The following is a 14,277-nucleotide window of genomic DNA, read 5'->3' on the forward strand; positions in this document are numbered from 1 at the left end:
AGAGGTACAACATCATATATTTGATCCACTAGGGGAGTCCTTTAAAAGGGCTGAGATAAAAGTGTTCACTTTTAGACCCTCATTACCTGAACAGGTTCATACCTGCGTAGGGAAGTGGTGCGGTTTTTGACTATGCTTTTTACAAATTCCAAGCCACTTTCCACGCGGAAAGTGGCTTTTTTATATGGAAAAACAGGAGGAGAGGAACATGACGTTTTCAACAGAATGTAAAGAGGCTGCAGCAACATGGTGGAATGGAAGCTTTACACATCCTTTTGTCAAAGGGATTGGAGATGGCACACTTTCACTCGATCGTTTCACCTATTACGTGATGCAGGATTCTTATTATTTAACTCATTTTGCAAAGGTGCAGGCATATGGAGCGGCGATAAGTGAGGACTTACATACGACGGGCAGAATGGCGTATCATGCCCAGGGCACGTATGAAGCAGAGCTGTCGCTGCATCGGAAATTTACAGAGCTTCTGCAAATTTCTGATGAAGCCATTGAGAACTTTAAGCCTTCTCCCACTGCTTATGCGTATACCTCTCATATGTACCGATCTGTAAAAAGCGGACGGTTTGAAGAGATTTTAGCCGCGTTATTACCGTGTTACTGGCTCTATTATGAGGTAGGTGAAAAGCTGAAACAAACAACACCTGACCATCCAATTTACCAAGAATGGATTTTGACATACGGAGGCGATTGGTTTAAGGAACTCGTCTTCGAACAAGTGAACCGCTTTGATGAACTAGCAGAAAAAGCACCAGACCATGTAAGGGCCAATATGAAAGAAAATTTCGTGATTTCAAGCTATTATGAATATCACTTTTGGGAGATGGCGTATCAAAAAGAAATGTGGCAAACAGCATGCTTAGATGGGGTTGGTGCAAATGGAACTCCACGCAGTGACAAATGATTCCCTTCCTGCGGGTGAACTGATCAAACAAATAAGAGCCATAGCGTCTGAAGTGGATTTTATTCATATTCGGGAACGGTCTAAAACAGCAAGTGAGCTTGTTGATCTCGTGAAGAATCTCCTTTTAGAAGGTGTACCGAAAGAAAAGCTCGTGATCAATGACAGAGTAGATGTTGCGCTGCTTACCAATATTCACAGGGTGCATCTCCCGGGCCACAGCTTTTCGCCAAAAGAGCTGCGAAAAAAATTCCCTCACCTTCATGCGGGAGTGTCTGTCCATTCGATAGAAGAAGCAAAAGCAGCAGAGAAAAATGGAGCAGAGTATGTCATATTTGGGCACGTATATGACACCTCTTGTAAACCAGGACTTCAGGCAAGAGGTGTACAGCTTGTGAAAGAACTGACTTCTGCACTAACAATTCCAGTGGTGGCCATCGGCGGGGTGACCCCAGAACGAGTTCCAGAATTGAAACAAGCAAATGTGAAAGGAATTGCTGTCATGTCTGGGATTTTTACTCATCATCAGCCGCGTATGATGGCACAAGCATTTTCTGAAAAGGTAAAGGAGAATCCTTATGAAAAAGCATTATGACGTTGCAATCATTGGTGGTGGAATCATAGGGATCTCCATCGCCTATCACCTTGCAAAAGCAGGAAAACAGGTGGTCTTATTTGAAGCGAATGAGATAGGGAAGCAAACGACAAGTGCGGCTGCCGGGATGCTCGGTGCACATGCTGAAGGAGAGGGTCATGAGGATGTTTTCTTTCAGGCAGGCAGAGCAAGCCAGACATTGTACGAAAAATTAAAAGTCGATCTTCTGCATGAATCAGGTATTGATATACGAACTTCAGCGGGCGGTATCATGAAGGTCGCCTTTACAGAAGAAGAGAAGCAAGCCCTTTGCCGGATGCAGCATTTGTCTACATTTAAATGGCTTGACGCAAGCAGCGTAAAAAAATGCATGCCTCAAGTTACAGATCACATGCTGGGAGCAGGTTTGATTGAAGAGGATGTGCATGTGGAACCTTATGCTGTATGCAGGGCTTTATGGCAGGCGGCTGTCCGGTACGGTGCAGATGTGAAAGAGTGTACACCTGTGATCGAAGTGAAGCGGGACAAAGAAGCGTTAACTGTCAGAACAACGAAGGGCACATTCATATGTGATGAACTGACAGTCGCAAGTGGTGTATGGTCTGGCCGTTTTTTTGAAGAGCTCGGATTATCGCATTCTCTTTATCCAGTAAAAGGGGAATGTGTGTCTGTATGGAATAATGGTCCGGCGCTCGCACACACCATTTATCATGATCATTGTTATATCGTTCAGCGAGATAGCGGAAAGCTTGTCATCGGCGCAACAATGAAGCCAAACGAGTGGCAGGCTGTTCCAACGCTTGGCGGCATGGAAGCTGTGATTCAAAAGGCGTCTCAGCTTATGCCTTCTATTAAGGAGATGCCGATTGAAGAGTGCTGGGCAGGCCTTCGTCCGGCGACAAACGACCGGCATCCTTATATCGGAAGACATCCAGAAGACAAGCGTATTCTTTTTGCTGCAGGGCATTACAGGAACGGCATTTTACTTGCACCGATTACGGGAGAAATCATTCGTGACCTCATATTAGACGAACCTGTCAAAGAGGAATGGCTTCACGCGTTTCGTATTGGACGAAAGGAGGCACTATTCGTATGAAGATTCAATTGAATGGCAGAATCGTTGATTTCGATCAAGAGAATGGAACGATCTATGATCTGCTATCATCCTATCAGCTTGAAACCCGTGTGGTGATCGTTGAAAAGAACCATGAAATCATTGATAAAGAAGCGTTTCAACAAGTAGAAATTCAACCAAATGACACGATTGAAATCGTTCATTTCGTAGGAGGAGGATGATCCAATGCTGCACATTGGCGGAAAAACATTCACATCAAGACTATTACTCGGAACAGGAAAGTACCCATCATTTGAGGTTCAAAAAGAAGCGGTGAACGTATCGGAAGCCGAAATTTTAACCTTTGCCGTCAGAAGAATGAACATATTCGAAGCATCTCAGCCTAATTTTTTGGAGCAGCTTGATTTATCAAAATATACGCTGCTTCCGAATACAGCTGGAGCAAGTACAGCAGAAGAGGCAGTGCGTATTGCCCGTTTAGCAAAGGCTTCTGGGCTTTGTGACATGATCAAGGTAGAAGTCATTGGCTGTTCAAGGTCTCTTCTGCCAGATCCAGTTGAAACATTAAAAGCATCTGAAATGCTGCTCGAAGAAGGATTTATCGTGCTGCCGTATACATCTGATGATGTGGTGCTGGCAAGAAAATTAGAAGAACTCGGTGTCCATGCTATCATGCCTGGTGCTTCACCGATTGGTTCAGGCCAAGGCTTACTAAATCCTTTGAATCTCTCATTTATTATTGAGCAGGCGAAGGTGCCGGTCATTATTGATGCTGGCGTAGGTTCTCCGAAGGATGCAGCTTATGCGATGGAGCTTGGAGCAGACGCTGTATTACTAAATACCGCTGTCTCTGGTGCAAAGGATCCTGTGAAAATGGCAAAAGCAATGAAACTCGCGATTGAATCAGGAAGACTAGGCTACGAGGCAGGACGTATTCCGCTAAAAAACTATGGAACAGCGAGCAGTCCACAGGAAGGAATGCCGTCATTTTGAGCACTCGTTATTCACGCCAAGAGCTTTTTCAGCCAATTGGAACAGAGGGACAAAAGCGGCTAAATGACTCAAAGGCGGTCATTATTGGAGCGGGGGCACTTGGAACCGCAAGTGCTGAAATGCTCGTTCGTGCCGGCGTTGGTTCTGTCACTATTTTGGACCGAGATTATATTGAATGGAGCAACCTTCAGCGTCAGCAGCTTTACACGGAGCAAGACGTGAAGGATCGGCTGCCAAAAGCTGTGGCGGCTGAAAAAAGACTCAAGCAAGTAAACAGTGACGTGCACATCAAAGGAATCGTGATCGATGTGACTGCTCACAATATTGACGAACTTGTCAGTGGGGCTTCGATCATTGTTGATGCAGCGGATAATTTTGAGGTGAGAATGATCGCAAATGATGCCGCTGTCAAACATCAAATTCCGTTCCTTTATGGGGCCTGTGTAGCCAGTTATGGCATTCAATTCACAGTGATCCCTGGTGAGACGCCGTGTTTACACTGTCTGCTTGAACATTTACCCGCACAAGGCATGACATGTGATACAGCAGGTATCATTAGTCCAGTTGTGCAGCAGGTGGCCGCATATCAAGTGGCAGATGCACTTAAATATTTAACAGGACATCAAGTGACGCCAATTTTAAAATCCTTCGATTTATGGAAAAATGAACGGTCTGACATTCGGTCGGCCGCGTCTTTAAAGAAGAAGCAATGTCCAAGCTGTGGACTGAAGACCTATCCATTTCTTTCATATGACAAGAGAGCGAAGGCAGATGTACTATGCGGCCGCAATACGGTACAAATCCGCAGTGCAGCAGAAACACCGCCGCCTTTACATGAAGTAGCTCTTCGGTTAAAGAGGGCAGGGATGGATGTGCTTGAAAATCCATATTTGCTTTCGTGTCAAAAGGATGAGTTTAAGCTTGTCTTATTTAAAGATGGCAGAGCGCTTGTTCATGGTACGAATGATATTGCCAAAGCAAGAACCATTTATCATCAATGGATTGGCTAATGAGAGGTGTGAAGAAATGACGATCAAAAAAGCATTCACAATCGCGGGTTCTGATTCTGGCGGCGGGGCAGGCATTCAGGCAGATTTGAAAACTTTTCAGGAGCTCGGTGTGTACGGAATGTCTGCGATCACAGCGATTACTGCGCAAAACACACTAGGTGTTCACGGGATATACCCGCTTTCAATTGAGGCGTTAGAGCGTCAAATAGATGCAGTGGCAGAAGACTTACTGCCAGATGCCGTCAAAACAGGGATGCTGTGGAGTGCAGACATGATCAAGATTGTAGCTGAAAAAACGGTTCAATATGATATGAAGCTGATTGTAGATCCAGTCATGATCGCAAAAGGAGGGGCCTCTTTATTAAATGAAGATGCGGTCTCTGCGATGAAAACACACTTGCTGCCTGTCAGCTATGCTGTAACGCCGAATCTTCCTGAGGCAGAAGTACTGACAGGGATACAAATTCAGACGAAAAAGGACCGCTATGTGGCGGCGGAGCGCCTTTATGAGCTAGGTACGAAACATGTCGTGATTAAAGGCGGCCATGGTCCATCTGATGGGATGATTACAGACCTGCTGTATGATGGAAAAGGCTTTATTGAAGTCACAAATGAACATATTGATACACCGCATACACATGGCACAGGCTGCACGTTTGCAGCAGCATTAACAGCTGAAATTGCGAAAGGATATTCGATGAAGGAAGCCTTTGAAACAGCAGAAACCTTTGTTCATGAAGCCATTAAATTCCCTTTGCGTATTGGATCTGGACACGGGCCTACGAACCATTTTGCTTATCAGCAAAACAGAATCAAACGATAAAGAAATCGAACCGTCTTCACTTATGAAGACGGTTTTTTCGCGAAAATGAAACTTTCTTTCAGCGGAAATTGTCATTCTCTTATGATATGTGATAATATTATGATCAGGTACTAATACTATGTCTTGAAAAATAGGAGGCTTTATTACATATGAACTTTTCTTTAGAAGGCCGTAATATCGTGGTTATGGGTGTTGCCAATAAACGAAGCATCGCTTGGGGAATTGCCCGCTCACTTCATGAAGCTGGAGCTCGTTTGATTTTTACTTATGTTGGAGATCGTCTTGCTGAATCGGTAAAAGAGCTGGCAAGCACACTTGAGCGTGATGATTCTATCATTCTTCCATGTGACGTGACAAGTGACGAAGAAATCGAAAAATGTTTCGCTGCAATTAAAGAAAAAGTACAAGTCATTCATGGCGTTGCGCATGCCATTGCATTTGCAAACAAGGAAGAGCTTGTTGGCGAATACTTGAACACGAACCGTGAAGGTTTCCTTTTGGCGCACAACATTAGTGCATACTCATTAACTGCTGTAGCCAAAGCAGCACGTCCATTGATGACAGAGGGTGGAAGCATTGTGACGCTTACATACCTAGGCGGAGAGCGTGTTGTATCAAACTACAACGTAATGGGTGTAGCGAAAGCATCACTTGAAGCAAGTGTGAAATATTTAGCAGCTGATTTAGGCGCAGAAGGTATCCGCGTGAACAGCATTTCTGCTGGTCCAATTCGTACGTTATCTGCAAAGGGCATCAGCGGCTTTAATACCATTCTGAAGGATATTGAAGAGCGTGCACCGCTCCGCCGTACAACAACTCCTGAAGAAGTTGGCGATACAGCTCTATTCTTATTCAGTGATCTATCTCGCGGCATGACAGGTGAGAATCTGCATGTTGATTCCGGCTTCCATATCATTGCCCGCTAAACGAATACATGACTTGCAGCATACCAATGAAGGGTATGCTGTTTTTTTATTTTTCTTCTGATTTAAGGCCTCCGTTCATATATATAAGGAATGAATCATTCGGGAGGGATTAGTATGTCAAATAAAGGTGATGAGAATCAAAAGCCGCTGATGTATATTGTTCAGCCGAGCTATCAAGAATCAAAGCCGGCCATGCAAAATATTGTGAGAAAGCGAAAGAAATCAGAAAAACAGCCAGAAAGTGAGACCAATGCAAAAGATGTAATCAAAGAAAGCACGCAGGAGGAACCTGCCGCTCAAGAAATAGAGCATAAAAAAGAAGCTGAGCCGCCTAAACTTCAACAAGAACGAGATATGACACACGAAGCTGAGTTTACAGAAGAACAAGAGATTACACAAAAATCAGAGGCTACACAGGAACAAGAGATCACACAAGAAGCAGAGGCTACACAGGAACAAGAGGATACACAAGAAGCCGAACTTACACAGGAACAAGAAATCACACAAGAACCAGAGTTCATACAAAAGCGAGAGCCTCAAGAAGAAGAGGGAAATCAGCCAGAAGGTGTCTTTCATGAAACAAAAGAAGAACCAAGAAGAAAACGAGTGAAAAAGCCTTTAAGTCAGATGAGTATTGATGAAAAAGTCGATTTTCTCACAAGACTGCCTCATAATATGCCAAGAGCTCTTTGTCTGATTGAAGCTGATGGTAAAACATATAGAGGAATCATCATGGATCGAAAAGATGATACTGTGGTCATTCGTACAGCAGGCGGGGGAAATCCAGTCGAATTAGCGATTGCTGAGATTACTTCCATCCATCCGCTAGGTTTTTAACTAATAAAAAAAGTCCCTTATAGGGACTTTTTTTGTTAGCAGTTACGATTGATGAGTCGTGGGTTTAGGCACTCGATTGCACAGAAGCAGTCAAGGTCTACTTCAACGCAATACTTCGATTTTTCTAATCGGAACACATCACATAAAGAATCTTTATCTGTAAAATCTAAAATATGACGGTCTTTGTCAAATGCGATAAGCAAGCTGAGTGTTGCGCAGTGATCACAGATGTGTTCGACTCTGAAAAATGCAGTGCTGAAGCAAGGACCTGGATCTACTTCTCCGACGTTTCCGAATGCGACGAATGGTTTTGATTTGGATGTAAAGAGAACAAACGGGACAGTGTCACCTAATGAATGTGATGGAGAAAGGAGATTGCTGTAACAGCTGGTCGGGCACTCTTCTTTGACAGCATTTTGCAAGTCGCTAATGTTTTCAACAGCCTCTGTTACACAGCTCCATGAATGGTTGCGGCTCATATTCAACCCTCCTATACTAGGAAATTTGTTTGAGTGTTTGAGCACTGTCATCATCTACAAGCTATCTTTGCCGGCTCGTGCTTCTACTTTTAACCAATGCGGAAGCGGCCGCTTCTTATGCTGACTGCTCCGCATGATTGGCTGTCATTCGTGAGGAAGGGGATGCTTTGACTCATGACAAGTTAGATCAGCGGCCTGTTGATTTAGCCGTGGTGATGATGCTTTTTATCTTTCGATGGCATGACTCTGTCGACAAGCTCTGGGTTTAAGCATTGGATTGCGCAGAAGCAGTTTAAATCAACCTCAATACAAAAGTCCGTTTTTTCTAGACCAAAGAAGTCAGGGTCACAAGGGTGACACACGCTTAGCGTATGTCCGTGTACATCAACAGGTCTTAATACAGATAACGTAGCACAGCAGTCGTGTAATTTTTCAACCCGGAAGAAAATAGATTCGAAGCATTGGCAATCGTCAACGAATCCTCCAATGTTTCCGAAAGTAGAGAACAACCCGCCCTTTTTATCAAAAAGTAAAAACGGAATCGTATCTTTTCCAGAAACTGTTGGGCTTAATAAATTACTGTAGCAGCTCGTAGGACATTTATCTTCTACAGCTTCCTGCTCTGCTAAAATCTTATCAACCGCATCGCATACACAGTTTTCATCATGTCGGCCATGGTGTTTTCCGCAGCTCATGGATTTCAGCTCCTTTAACAAGGTATTTGACTTTAGTCCTTAACAACATATGTATGCGCCCTCTAGTTGGTGTGGGTAAATGACCATTTATATTTGTTGTATTTTTATAAAAGGAAAAGCAGAGCTTTTCGCTCTGCTTTTGGACATTAGAGGATGCCGATTGCAACGATTGTCGCAACAAGAGTTTGTGTAAGTGTTTGGATTGCGATAGAGATGTCCGCATCGATTGTAGATACTGTAACGTTTCTTGAATTTTCGATGACAAGTTTTTGGCGGTTTGTTTGTTTGTGAGTAGCAGCTTGTAAGAGATCCTGCGTGACGCGGTCTGCCAAATCACCGTCTGCGATTGAGATGTTTGTAATCGTGATGATCGCTGTTTGAATCGCTACTTGGATAGATGCTGCAACCTGTGCATCGACAGAAGATACGTTAATGTCACAAGAGTCCCTAACGATAATGACCTCTTCAGATGTCTGCTTTGTGAAGCTTACTTGATCCAAATCTTGTAAGACATCTTCGTCATCATAATAATCGTCACAAAGTGCTTTTCTTTCATAGTTGCAATCGTCGTGGTGTTCGTGGTATCTGTGGTGTCCGTGGTGTGTACAGTTACGATCTAGAGCGACCCAAGAATATGGTTTAGAATCCATTTCTATTCCTCCTTCCGTTTACTTTATTAAATGCTGGAATGCGTGGTTTTGTCTCGGGCATTTACCCTAGCAGGCAACCCATTTTTATTTAATCGTTATTACGCTGCGCATTACGACGCTGCTGAATACGATTTCGAAGTGAGTTTCGATTTGGACGTACTTTTGGTTCAGGCACTACTTCTTCCGGCTGTTTTGCTGCCTCAGCCTGCCTTTTTTTCTCTTGCTGCTGTTCTACGAAATCATTTGCTTTCTTTTGTAAGTCCTCGACTAATTTCAAAATCATTCTTCTTTGATCATCTGAAATTTTTGCTTTCTGATCATCAGTGATATTGTTTTTGTTTAACACATCACTGACAAGAAGACTTGTTAATGGATCAATATCCGTATTGATTTGAAACTCCTTTTTTTCGTTCTCTTCAGCCACGATGATTTCACCTCTTTCATACGTCATTAGAAAAAGAAAGGGTCAAAGAATGCCGACTTCAACTAAGAGCACATTCAATGTTTGAGTGAGAATTTGGACGGAGTTCATAATGGATGCATCTGATAATGTTATCGTAATGTTATAGCAGTTGATGATTTGAATCACAGTTTTCTTTTGGACTTCCACTTGTTGTGTGGATAAAAGCTGGTCTGTGATGTCAGCAGCCAATTCATCGTCTGGTACAAGAATTTGGATTAAAAGAGTAATGATTGTCGTTACGGTCGCTTGAAGGGAGAGTGCGGCTGTTACATCTGTTTTATGAATTGTGACATTTTCGGAATCTTTGATCTCAATGAAATCATCATAATTGCTGATTAATTCGTTTAACAGTTGTGTATACAATTTTTCAGCACTTTCTTCAATAGACAATACTTTCACTCCTTTCTTATCTATACATTATTTAATGCAACAAGGACGCAAGGTGGAATCGGAAAGTGTGAAAAAGTACAACCCAATTTTATTTCCGCTCGATTCATCATGTCGGTCTTTTTTCTTGCATATATAAAGAAAGGACGGAAAAAGAAGAAAGAAGGAGGTGGAGGCTTCTGAGCGGTGCTTTGTCATTTGTCGTGTTTGCCCTCGCATCCTTTAGACTGACGAGACTGATTGTGTTTGATACCATTACTGCGCCATTCCGCCGTCTATTTCATGAAGAACAGGAAGAGGTAAACGAACAAGGTGAGGTCGAAACATATATCATCATTAAAGGGGAAGGACTGCGGTCTTGGATTGGAGAACTGTTAAGCTGTTATTGGTGTACTGGCATATGGTGCACTGCTGCCTTACTTCTGATATACATACTTTTTCCTGTCATCAGCATGTGGCTTAATTTACTATTAGCGATTGCCGCAGCAGCAGGCATCATTGAAGCGGTTGTCTCGAAGCTTGTGAAATAAACAGGCATTCTGATCAGACACGCTTTCAATAAATGCATATACTATCATGGAATAGGAAAGGAAGGGTTGCGATGAAACCAACTGAAACGCCGTCACATATGCTTCAAGGTTATCCAGCGCAGTCAAATCAACAATCAGTATATACGAAGAAAATCAAGAAAAATGGCTGCGGCTGTGGAAACAAAAAGAAACCTCAATAATAGAAGAGAAAAACAAAAGCCGGATTTATCCGGTTTTTTTGTTGCCCTTTTTTTGAGTGATGCATATGTAAGAGAGAAGGGGTGACCAGAATGGATGCATTCGAACAATTAATCGGTTCTTTGTTCACTAAACCGCATGATGGGAAAGAACAAGCGCACGAGAAGGCTGAAATGGATCTAACGGATAAAGCGAATGATCTTGAGGAGCACTTAAAAGCATTTGGCGTGAAGATGGAGGCTTTTGCGAAAGAAACAGAAGCATTCATGATGCGTCATACAGAGGCAGATTACGTCTTTAAACAGCAGAAATAAAAATTCCGCACTTTTTTATGTGATCGTCCAAACCATTTCTTGCATTTTTCATACTTTGTAAGGGAGAAGAGGAGGTGCTTAAATATGAGTTACGGTTACGGTGGCGGTTGTTGCGGCGGCTACGGTGGTGGCTACGGCGGCGGATATGGATCAACATTTGTTCTTGTCGTAGTGCTTTTCATCCTTTTAATCATCGTTGGTGCTTCTTTCTTTAACTACTAAAAAGTAAGAAGGTGAGGGAAGCAAGGGGGAAGCCTTTTGCTTTCCTTTCTCTTTGGTCAAACAAGGCTTTAGGATAGGCACATATCTCGCCTATTTTCATATAGTAAGGTGATTACTCCACAAAGAGGAGGCAAATGAATGGATAATAAATTCTTTAAAAGCGTAGAAAACAAAACCGGTGTGAATATGAATGATGTGTTTAAACTTGCAGGTTCTTTGCAAAATGCCAACTTTAAAGATGAGAATACCGTTCGAGGTGTCATTAAAAAAGTAGCACAGCTTGCGAACAAACGTGTACCTAAAGAAATGGAAGACAAAATCGTTCAATCGATTACAAGTGGAAAAGAAAAGCTTGATTTCAATACAATCGCTAAAATGATGAACAACAAAAAATAAGCAACAGGCTCTCCGTTTAAAGGGGGGCCTGTTGTTTTTGCGTAAATAATTCACGGTTTTTCTTTAGAAGAGGATACAAAAAACGAGAACGATGAGCCGTTTTTCCTCGTCTAAATGAAGGAACAGACAGATAAAGAGATTGTTCAGCTCTTGTCATGGCCACGTATAATAAACGGCGCTCTTCTTCGAGCGCTTCTTCATGACCGTTTCTGAGTTCATCCAGTGAGAAATCATGAGGCAGTGCTCCGTCGACCACACAAGTGATGTATACTGTCTGGAATTCAAGTCCCTTTGCGCGGTGGATCGTCATGAGCTGAACACCGGGTTCATCTGTTTTTTCCTTTTCGGCAGACTTCATATGTTCGGCATGTGCGAGAAAGGCTTCAATCGTTTCAAAGCGTTTGGCGGCTGTTTTCACATCACGTACATCATCCGCCCCTTTTTCAAGTACATTCGTATCGTTCACCCGTTTTTTTAAGTAATCACCGAGTCCCATCTTTTGTTCAATAAATGTCACCGCGTCTGATGGCTTTAATGTTCGTAATGTTCGGAACAAAGGAACGATTGATTGCAGCTTTTTCTGTTGAAACGGCTGTATATCTGTCAGTTTTCCGAGCGCTTCTACCATTGAGCAATCTTCTGTGATGGTCAGTGCCTTTAGTGTATTCAGGGTTTGCTGCTTTAAAAAGAAAACCGGCAGCAGCTGTTTTATGGCGGCCACATCGTCTGCATCCTGACTTAAGGAAAGAAAGGCGAGAAGAACCCGAACCATTCGTCTGCTGTAGAAGGCTTTGACGCCAGCATCCGTCTCATATGGAATCGCCGATTGATGCAGCCGTTCATAAATCGCACGGCCGCCTGTATTTGTTCGAAACAGCACGCAGAAGTCATTCGGCTTTGCACCATTTTTAATTTTCTCCTGAATATCTGCGACAATCATGGTCGCTTCCTCTTCTTCATCATATGGATAGAAGAGCGTCGGAGGAATTTTCTCCGCGCGCACGGCTTTTAACGTCTTCTCATAACGATGCTGATTTTTCTTAATAATCGCATCAGCACTTGCGACAATTGTATGATGAGAGCGGTAATTCGCATGTAAATGGACGATCTGAGCCGAAGGATAGTCCTGTTTGAATTCAAGAATGAAAGCTGGATTGCTCCCTCTAAAGGCGTAAATGGCTTGATCATCATCCCCTACACAAAATAACTGCTCTGATTCTCCGGCTAAAAGCTGAATTAATTGATATTGCACTGGATTAATATCCTGAAATTCATCCACTAAAATATACTGGAATCGTTCTTGATACCGTTTTAGCAGTTCTGGCTGTTCTGTGAGCATATGTAAGCAGGCAATCGCCATATCATCAAAGTCAAATTGCTGATGATCTCGTTTTTGCTGTTCATATGATTGATAGATCGTCCACATGTGTTTTTCCTTTTCATCCTTCAAATCAGGAAGTTCACCTGGTAAAAAAGCATTTTTCCAATAGCCGATCGATTGCAGTACTTGATCGGTAGGGTAGTCTTTCTCATCAAGTCCTTCATTCATCATAGCTTTTCGAATGTATTGCTCCTTTTGCCAGTCAAACTTGATCAGATGCTGGCCGTTCCATTTGTTTGCGTCATTGTGAAGCAGCATTTTATAAAAAAGACTGTGGAAGGTGCCTGTCACTACTTGGCTGGCTTGTGAAGGATGAAGCTGGTATTGCTTGCGCAGTCTTTCTTTCATCTCATTGCTCGCTTTTGTGGTGAAAGTTACGAGTAAAATATGGTGAGCAGGAATATGATGATGGGACATGAGATAAGCCGCTCTAGCCGTCAGGACTCTTGTTTTCCCGCTGCCGGCACCAGCCAGCACAAGCATCGGACCATCTAAATGTGTGACAGCTTGAAGCTGCGGTGTGCTAAAGGTGATATGCGGGAAGAGGTCGATCGTATGAACTTCTTCATTCTCTTCTAAATGTAAGGCGTCGCTAAATTGAATCGACCTTGGTTCCTGCCAATCATATGATTCGCTCGTTTGCGAGATGATCTGTTTGCCGGTTGGAAAACGGAAGCCTCCAAGTTCTTTATAGGAAGCCTTTTCCTCTTGTTCAGCCGTTTGATGATGATCTGCTTGTTCTTCAGCTTTTTCACAAATCTCTTGCTGAGATATGTGCTTATGAATAAAGGCAGGTTCATCATGTATATTTAATCTAAAAAAGACCGGTTGTCCGCAATATGGGCAGAATAATTGTCCTTTTTTTCCCTCGTCATGGAGGAATTGATAGTGTTCTCTCGAATACGTATGTAATGAGATCGTTCGATCATGTCGTCGTGCGCATTTCAAAGCTAGTCCTCCAATAGTCAATCAATCTTAAAATGAAACACATCTAATCATATCAAATGAGGCGTGTTTCAAACAGTCATAATTAGGGAATAGTAGAATAGAAGAGAAGCAAAGGAGGCGTTCTTGATGGGATATATAGCCCCGATTCAGCCGGATCTGTATTTTCAATATATCAATCGTCCAGCTCCTCAGGATAAAGAAGACTATGCGAAAGTAACAAAGGTTTCTCGCACCTTTCATGACAAGATATACAGAGAGCTGGAGAAAAAAGAGGACTTAGTGACAGAAGCGGAAATGAAAGTACAGCAAAAAAAGCGGGAACGCTTTGTACGAGATATGTTTATGGAGGAAGGCAAGGGCATTCATATTAATACGTATATATAAATGATTGCGCTTTCCTCCTGTGACGAACGATAATGAAAAAGAAAAAGCCAGGGCA

At 42.8% G+C, this 14,277-nt stretch carries 21 protein-coding genes and 1 riboswitch; of the genes, 15 read left to right on the plus strand and 6 right to left on the minus strand.

The window, feature by feature from the left end; all coding sequences use genetic code 11:
* Positions 1 to 20: 20 nt before the first annotated feature.
* A riboswitch (TPP riboswitch) is annotated at positions 21 to 130 on the plus strand.
* A 78-nt stretch (positions 131 to 208) separates the two neighbouring features.
* The 9 genes from tenA (at position 209) to MHB67_RS05680 (ending at position 7,175) form a co-directional block, all read left to right on the plus strand.
* Positions 209 to 919: a thiaminase II gene (gene tenA, locus MHB67_RS05640; RefSeq protein ID WP_024425024.1), complete on the plus strand. Its 711-nt coding sequence runs from the start codon at positions 209 to 211 to the stop codon at positions 917 to 919.
* Positions 894 to 1,511, plus strand: a complete 618-nt coding sequence (gene tenI, locus MHB67_RS05645) for a thiazole tautomerase TenI (RefSeq protein WP_103132091.1) — start codon at positions 894 to 896, stop codon at positions 1,509 to 1,511. The genes tenA and tenI overlap by 26 nt, the downstream gene beginning before the upstream one ends.
* Entirely contained in the window at positions 1,495 to 2,607 is a 1,113-nt protein-coding gene (gene thiO / locus MHB67_RS05650; RefSeq protein WP_257802756.1) for a glycine oxidase ThiO, read from the plus strand. The genes tenI and thiO overlap by 17 nt, the downstream gene beginning before the upstream one ends.
* Positions 2,604 to 2,807, plus strand: a complete 204-nt coding sequence (gene thiS / locus MHB67_RS05655) for a sulfur carrier protein ThiS (protein WP_257802755.1) — start codon at positions 2,604 to 2,606, stop codon at positions 2,805 to 2,807. The genes thiO and thiS overlap by 4 nt, the downstream gene beginning before the upstream one ends.
* A 4-nt stretch (positions 2,808 to 2,811) precedes the next feature.
* Entirely contained in the window at positions 2,812 to 3,579 is a 768-nt protein-coding gene (locus tag MHB67_RS05660; RefSeq protein WP_025093416.1) for a thiazole synthase, read from the plus strand.
* The gene (locus tag MHB67_RS05665) at positions 3,576 to 4,589 is read left to right on the plus strand and encodes a thiazole biosynthesis adenylyltransferase ThiF (RefSeq protein WP_257802754.1); all 1,014 of its coding nucleotides are present in this window, start codon (positions 3,576 to 3,578) and stop codon (positions 4,587 to 4,589) included. The genes MHB67_RS05660 and MHB67_RS05665 overlap by 4 nt, the downstream gene beginning before the upstream one ends.
* 16 nt (positions 4,590 to 4,605) lie before the next feature.
* Complete coding sequence (gene thiD, locus MHB67_RS05670) at positions 4,606 to 5,412, plus strand: bifunctional hydroxymethylpyrimidine kinase/phosphomethylpyrimidine kinase (RefSeq protein WP_332284580.1); 807 nt, start codon at positions 4,606 to 4,608, stop codon at positions 5,410 to 5,412.
* Positions 5,413 to 5,561: 149 nt separating this feature from the next.
* Positions 5,562 to 6,338, plus strand: coding sequence for an enoyl-ACP reductase FabI (gene fabI, locus MHB67_RS05675; RefSeq protein ID WP_024425017.1), 777 nt, complete (start codon positions 5,562 to 5,564; stop codon positions 6,336 to 6,338).
* 114 nt (positions 6,339 to 6,452) lie between these two features.
* Positions 6,453 to 7,175, plus strand: coding sequence for a CotO family spore coat protein (locus MHB67_RS05680; protein WP_332284579.1), 723 nt, complete (start codon positions 6,453 to 6,455; stop codon positions 7,173 to 7,175).
* A gap of 35 nt (positions 7,176 to 7,210) precedes the next feature.
* On the opposite strand, the gene MHB67_RS05685 is transcribed toward MHB67_RS05680, so the two are convergent.
* The 5 genes from MHB67_RS05685 to MHB67_RS05705 form a co-directional block, all read right to left on the minus strand.
* Positions 7,211 to 7,654, minus strand: coding sequence for a CotY/CotZ family spore coat protein (locus MHB67_RS05685; protein ID WP_044334783.1), 444 nt, complete (start codon positions 7,652 to 7,654; stop codon positions 7,211 to 7,213).
* A 203-nt stretch (positions 7,655 to 7,857) separates the two neighbouring features.
* Positions 7,858 to 8,349, minus strand: coding sequence for a CotY/CotZ family spore coat protein (locus tag MHB67_RS05690; protein ID WP_003211658.1), 492 nt, complete (start codon positions 8,347 to 8,349; stop codon positions 7,858 to 7,860).
* A gap of 146 nt (positions 8,350 to 8,495) precedes the next feature.
* Entirely contained in the window at positions 8,496 to 8,999 is a 504-nt protein-coding gene (locus MHB67_RS05695) for a spore coat protein (RefSeq protein WP_044334785.1), read from the minus strand.
* Between the two features lie 88 nt (positions 9,000 to 9,087).
* Positions 9,088 to 9,423: a hypothetical protein gene (locus MHB67_RS05700; protein WP_024425013.1), complete on the minus strand. Its 336-nt coding sequence runs from the start codon at positions 9,421 to 9,423 to the stop codon at positions 9,088 to 9,090.
* 42 nt (positions 9,424 to 9,465) lie between these two features.
* Positions 9,466 to 9,861 (minus strand): spore coat protein, encoded by a 396-nt coding sequence (locus tag MHB67_RS05705; RefSeq protein WP_238550033.1) that lies wholly within the window; start codon positions 9,859 to 9,861, stop codon positions 9,466 to 9,468.
* Positions 9,862 to 10,028: 167 nt separating this feature from the next.
* On the opposite strand from MHB67_RS05705, the gene MHB67_RS05710 reads away from it, so the two are divergent.
* The 5 genes from MHB67_RS05710 (at position 10,029) to MHB67_RS05730 (ending at position 11,509) form a co-directional block, all read left to right on the plus strand.
* Positions 10,029 to 10,379, plus strand: coding sequence for a DUF1360 domain-containing protein (locus tag MHB67_RS05710; protein WP_024425011.1), 351 nt, complete (start codon positions 10,029 to 10,031; stop codon positions 10,377 to 10,379).
* Positions 10,380 to 10,450: 71 nt separating this feature from the next.
* Positions 10,451 to 10,579 carry a hypothetical protein gene (locus MHB67_RS05715; RefSeq protein ID WP_259279657.1) on the plus strand — a complete coding sequence of 43 codons (129 nt, stop codon included), beginning with the start codon at positions 10,451 to 10,453 and terminating at the stop codon, positions 10,577 to 10,579.
* 90 nt (positions 10,580 to 10,669) lie between these two features.
* The gene (locus MHB67_RS05720; RefSeq protein WP_024425010.1) at positions 10,670 to 10,891 is read left to right on the plus strand and encodes a hypothetical protein; all 222 of its coding nucleotides are present in this window, start codon (positions 10,670 to 10,672) and stop codon (positions 10,889 to 10,891) included.
* Positions 10,892 to 10,975: 84 nt separating this feature from the next.
* Complete coding sequence (locus MHB67_RS05725) at positions 10,976 to 11,113, plus strand: YjcZ family sporulation protein (RefSeq protein ID WP_024425009.1); 138 nt, start codon at positions 10,976 to 10,978, stop codon at positions 11,111 to 11,113.
* A 138-nt stretch (positions 11,114 to 11,251) separates the two neighbouring features.
* Complete coding sequence (locus tag MHB67_RS05730; protein WP_008348417.1) at positions 11,252 to 11,509, plus strand: stage VI sporulation protein F; 258 nt, start codon at positions 11,252 to 11,254, stop codon at positions 11,507 to 11,509.
* Between the two features lie 16 nt (positions 11,510 to 11,525).
* Here MHB67_RS05730 and MHB67_RS05735 read toward each other — a convergent pair whose 3' ends face one another.
* The gene (locus MHB67_RS05735) at positions 11,526 to 13,838 is read right to left on the minus strand and encodes an ATP-dependent helicase (RefSeq protein WP_044334810.1); all 2,313 of its coding nucleotides are present in this window, start codon (positions 13,836 to 13,838) and stop codon (positions 11,526 to 11,528) included.
* Between the two features lie 126 nt (positions 13,839 to 13,964).
* On the opposite strand from MHB67_RS05735, the gene MHB67_RS05740 reads away from it, so the two are divergent.
* The gene (locus tag MHB67_RS05740) at positions 13,965 to 14,222 is read left to right on the plus strand and encodes a hypothetical protein (RefSeq protein WP_103132083.1); all 258 of its coding nucleotides are present in this window, start codon (positions 13,965 to 13,967) and stop codon (positions 14,220 to 14,222) included.
* Positions 14,223 to 14,277: the final 55 nt, after the last annotated feature.

Origin of the sequence: Bacillus sp. FSL H8-0516 (assembly GCF_038635285.1) — a bacterium.
Taxonomy (GTDB): domain Bacteria; phylum Bacillota; class Bacilli; order Bacillales; family Bacillaceae; genus Bacillus; species Bacillus safensis.

Bases quoted from the DNA above. Each gene is read 5' to 3' on its own strand.
- MHB67_RS05695 (WP_044334785.1), bottom strand. From the start codon at position 8,999: ATGGATTCTAAACCATATTCTTGGGTCGCTCTAGATCGTAACTGTACA.
- tenA (WP_024425024.1), top strand. From the start codon at position 209: ATGACGTTTTCAACAGAATGTAAAGAGGCTGCAGCAACATGGTGGAAT.
- MHB67_RS05680 (WP_332284579.1), top strand. From the start codon at position 6,453: ATGTCAAATAAAGGTGATGAGAATCAAAAGCCGCTGATGTATATTGTT.
- thiD (WP_332284580.1), top strand. From the start codon at position 4,606: ATGACGATCAAAAAAGCATTCACAATCGCGGGTTCTGATTCTGGCGGC.
- thiS (WP_257802755.1), top strand. From the start codon at position 2,604: ATGAAGATTCAATTGAATGGCAGAATCGTTGATTTCGATCAAGAGAAT.
- MHB67_RS05660 (WP_025093416.1), top strand. From the start codon at position 2,812: ATGCTGCACATTGGCGGAAAAACATTCACATCAAGACTATTACTCGGA.
- tenI (WP_103132091.1), top strand. From the start codon at position 894: ATGGAACTCCACGCAGTGACAAATGATTCCCTTCCTGCGGGTGAACTG.
- MHB67_RS05715 (WP_259279657.1), top strand. From the start codon at position 10,451: ATGAAACCAACTGAAACGCCGTCACATATGCTTCAAGGTTATCCAGCG.
- MHB67_RS05740 (WP_103132083.1), top strand. From the start codon at position 13,965: ATGGGATATATAGCCCCGATTCAGCCGGATCTGTATTTTCAATATATC.
- MHB67_RS05730 (WP_008348417.1), top strand. From the start codon at position 11,252: ATGGATAATAAATTCTTTAAAAGCGTAGAAAACAAAACCGGTGTGAAT.
- MHB67_RS05725 (WP_024425009.1), top strand. From the start codon at position 10,976: ATGAGTTACGGTTACGGTGGCGGTTGTTGCGGCGGCTACGGTGGTGGC.
- MHB67_RS05720 (WP_024425010.1), top strand. From the start codon at position 10,670: ATGGATGCATTCGAACAATTAATCGGTTCTTTGTTCACTAAACCGCAT.
- MHB67_RS05690 (WP_003211658.1), bottom strand. From the start codon at position 8,349: ATGAGCTGCGGAAAACACCATGGCCGACATGATGAAAACTGTGTATGC.
- MHB67_RS05685 (WP_044334783.1), bottom strand. From the start codon at position 7,654: ATGAGCCGCAACCATTCATGGAGCTGTGTAACAGAGGCTGTTGAAAAC.
- fabI (WP_024425017.1), top strand. From the start codon at position 5,562: ATGAACTTTTCTTTAGAAGGCCGTAATATCGTGGTTATGGGTGTTGCC.
- thiO (WP_257802756.1), top strand. From the start codon at position 1,495: ATGAAAAAGCATTATGACGTTGCAATCATTGGTGGTGGAATCATAGGG.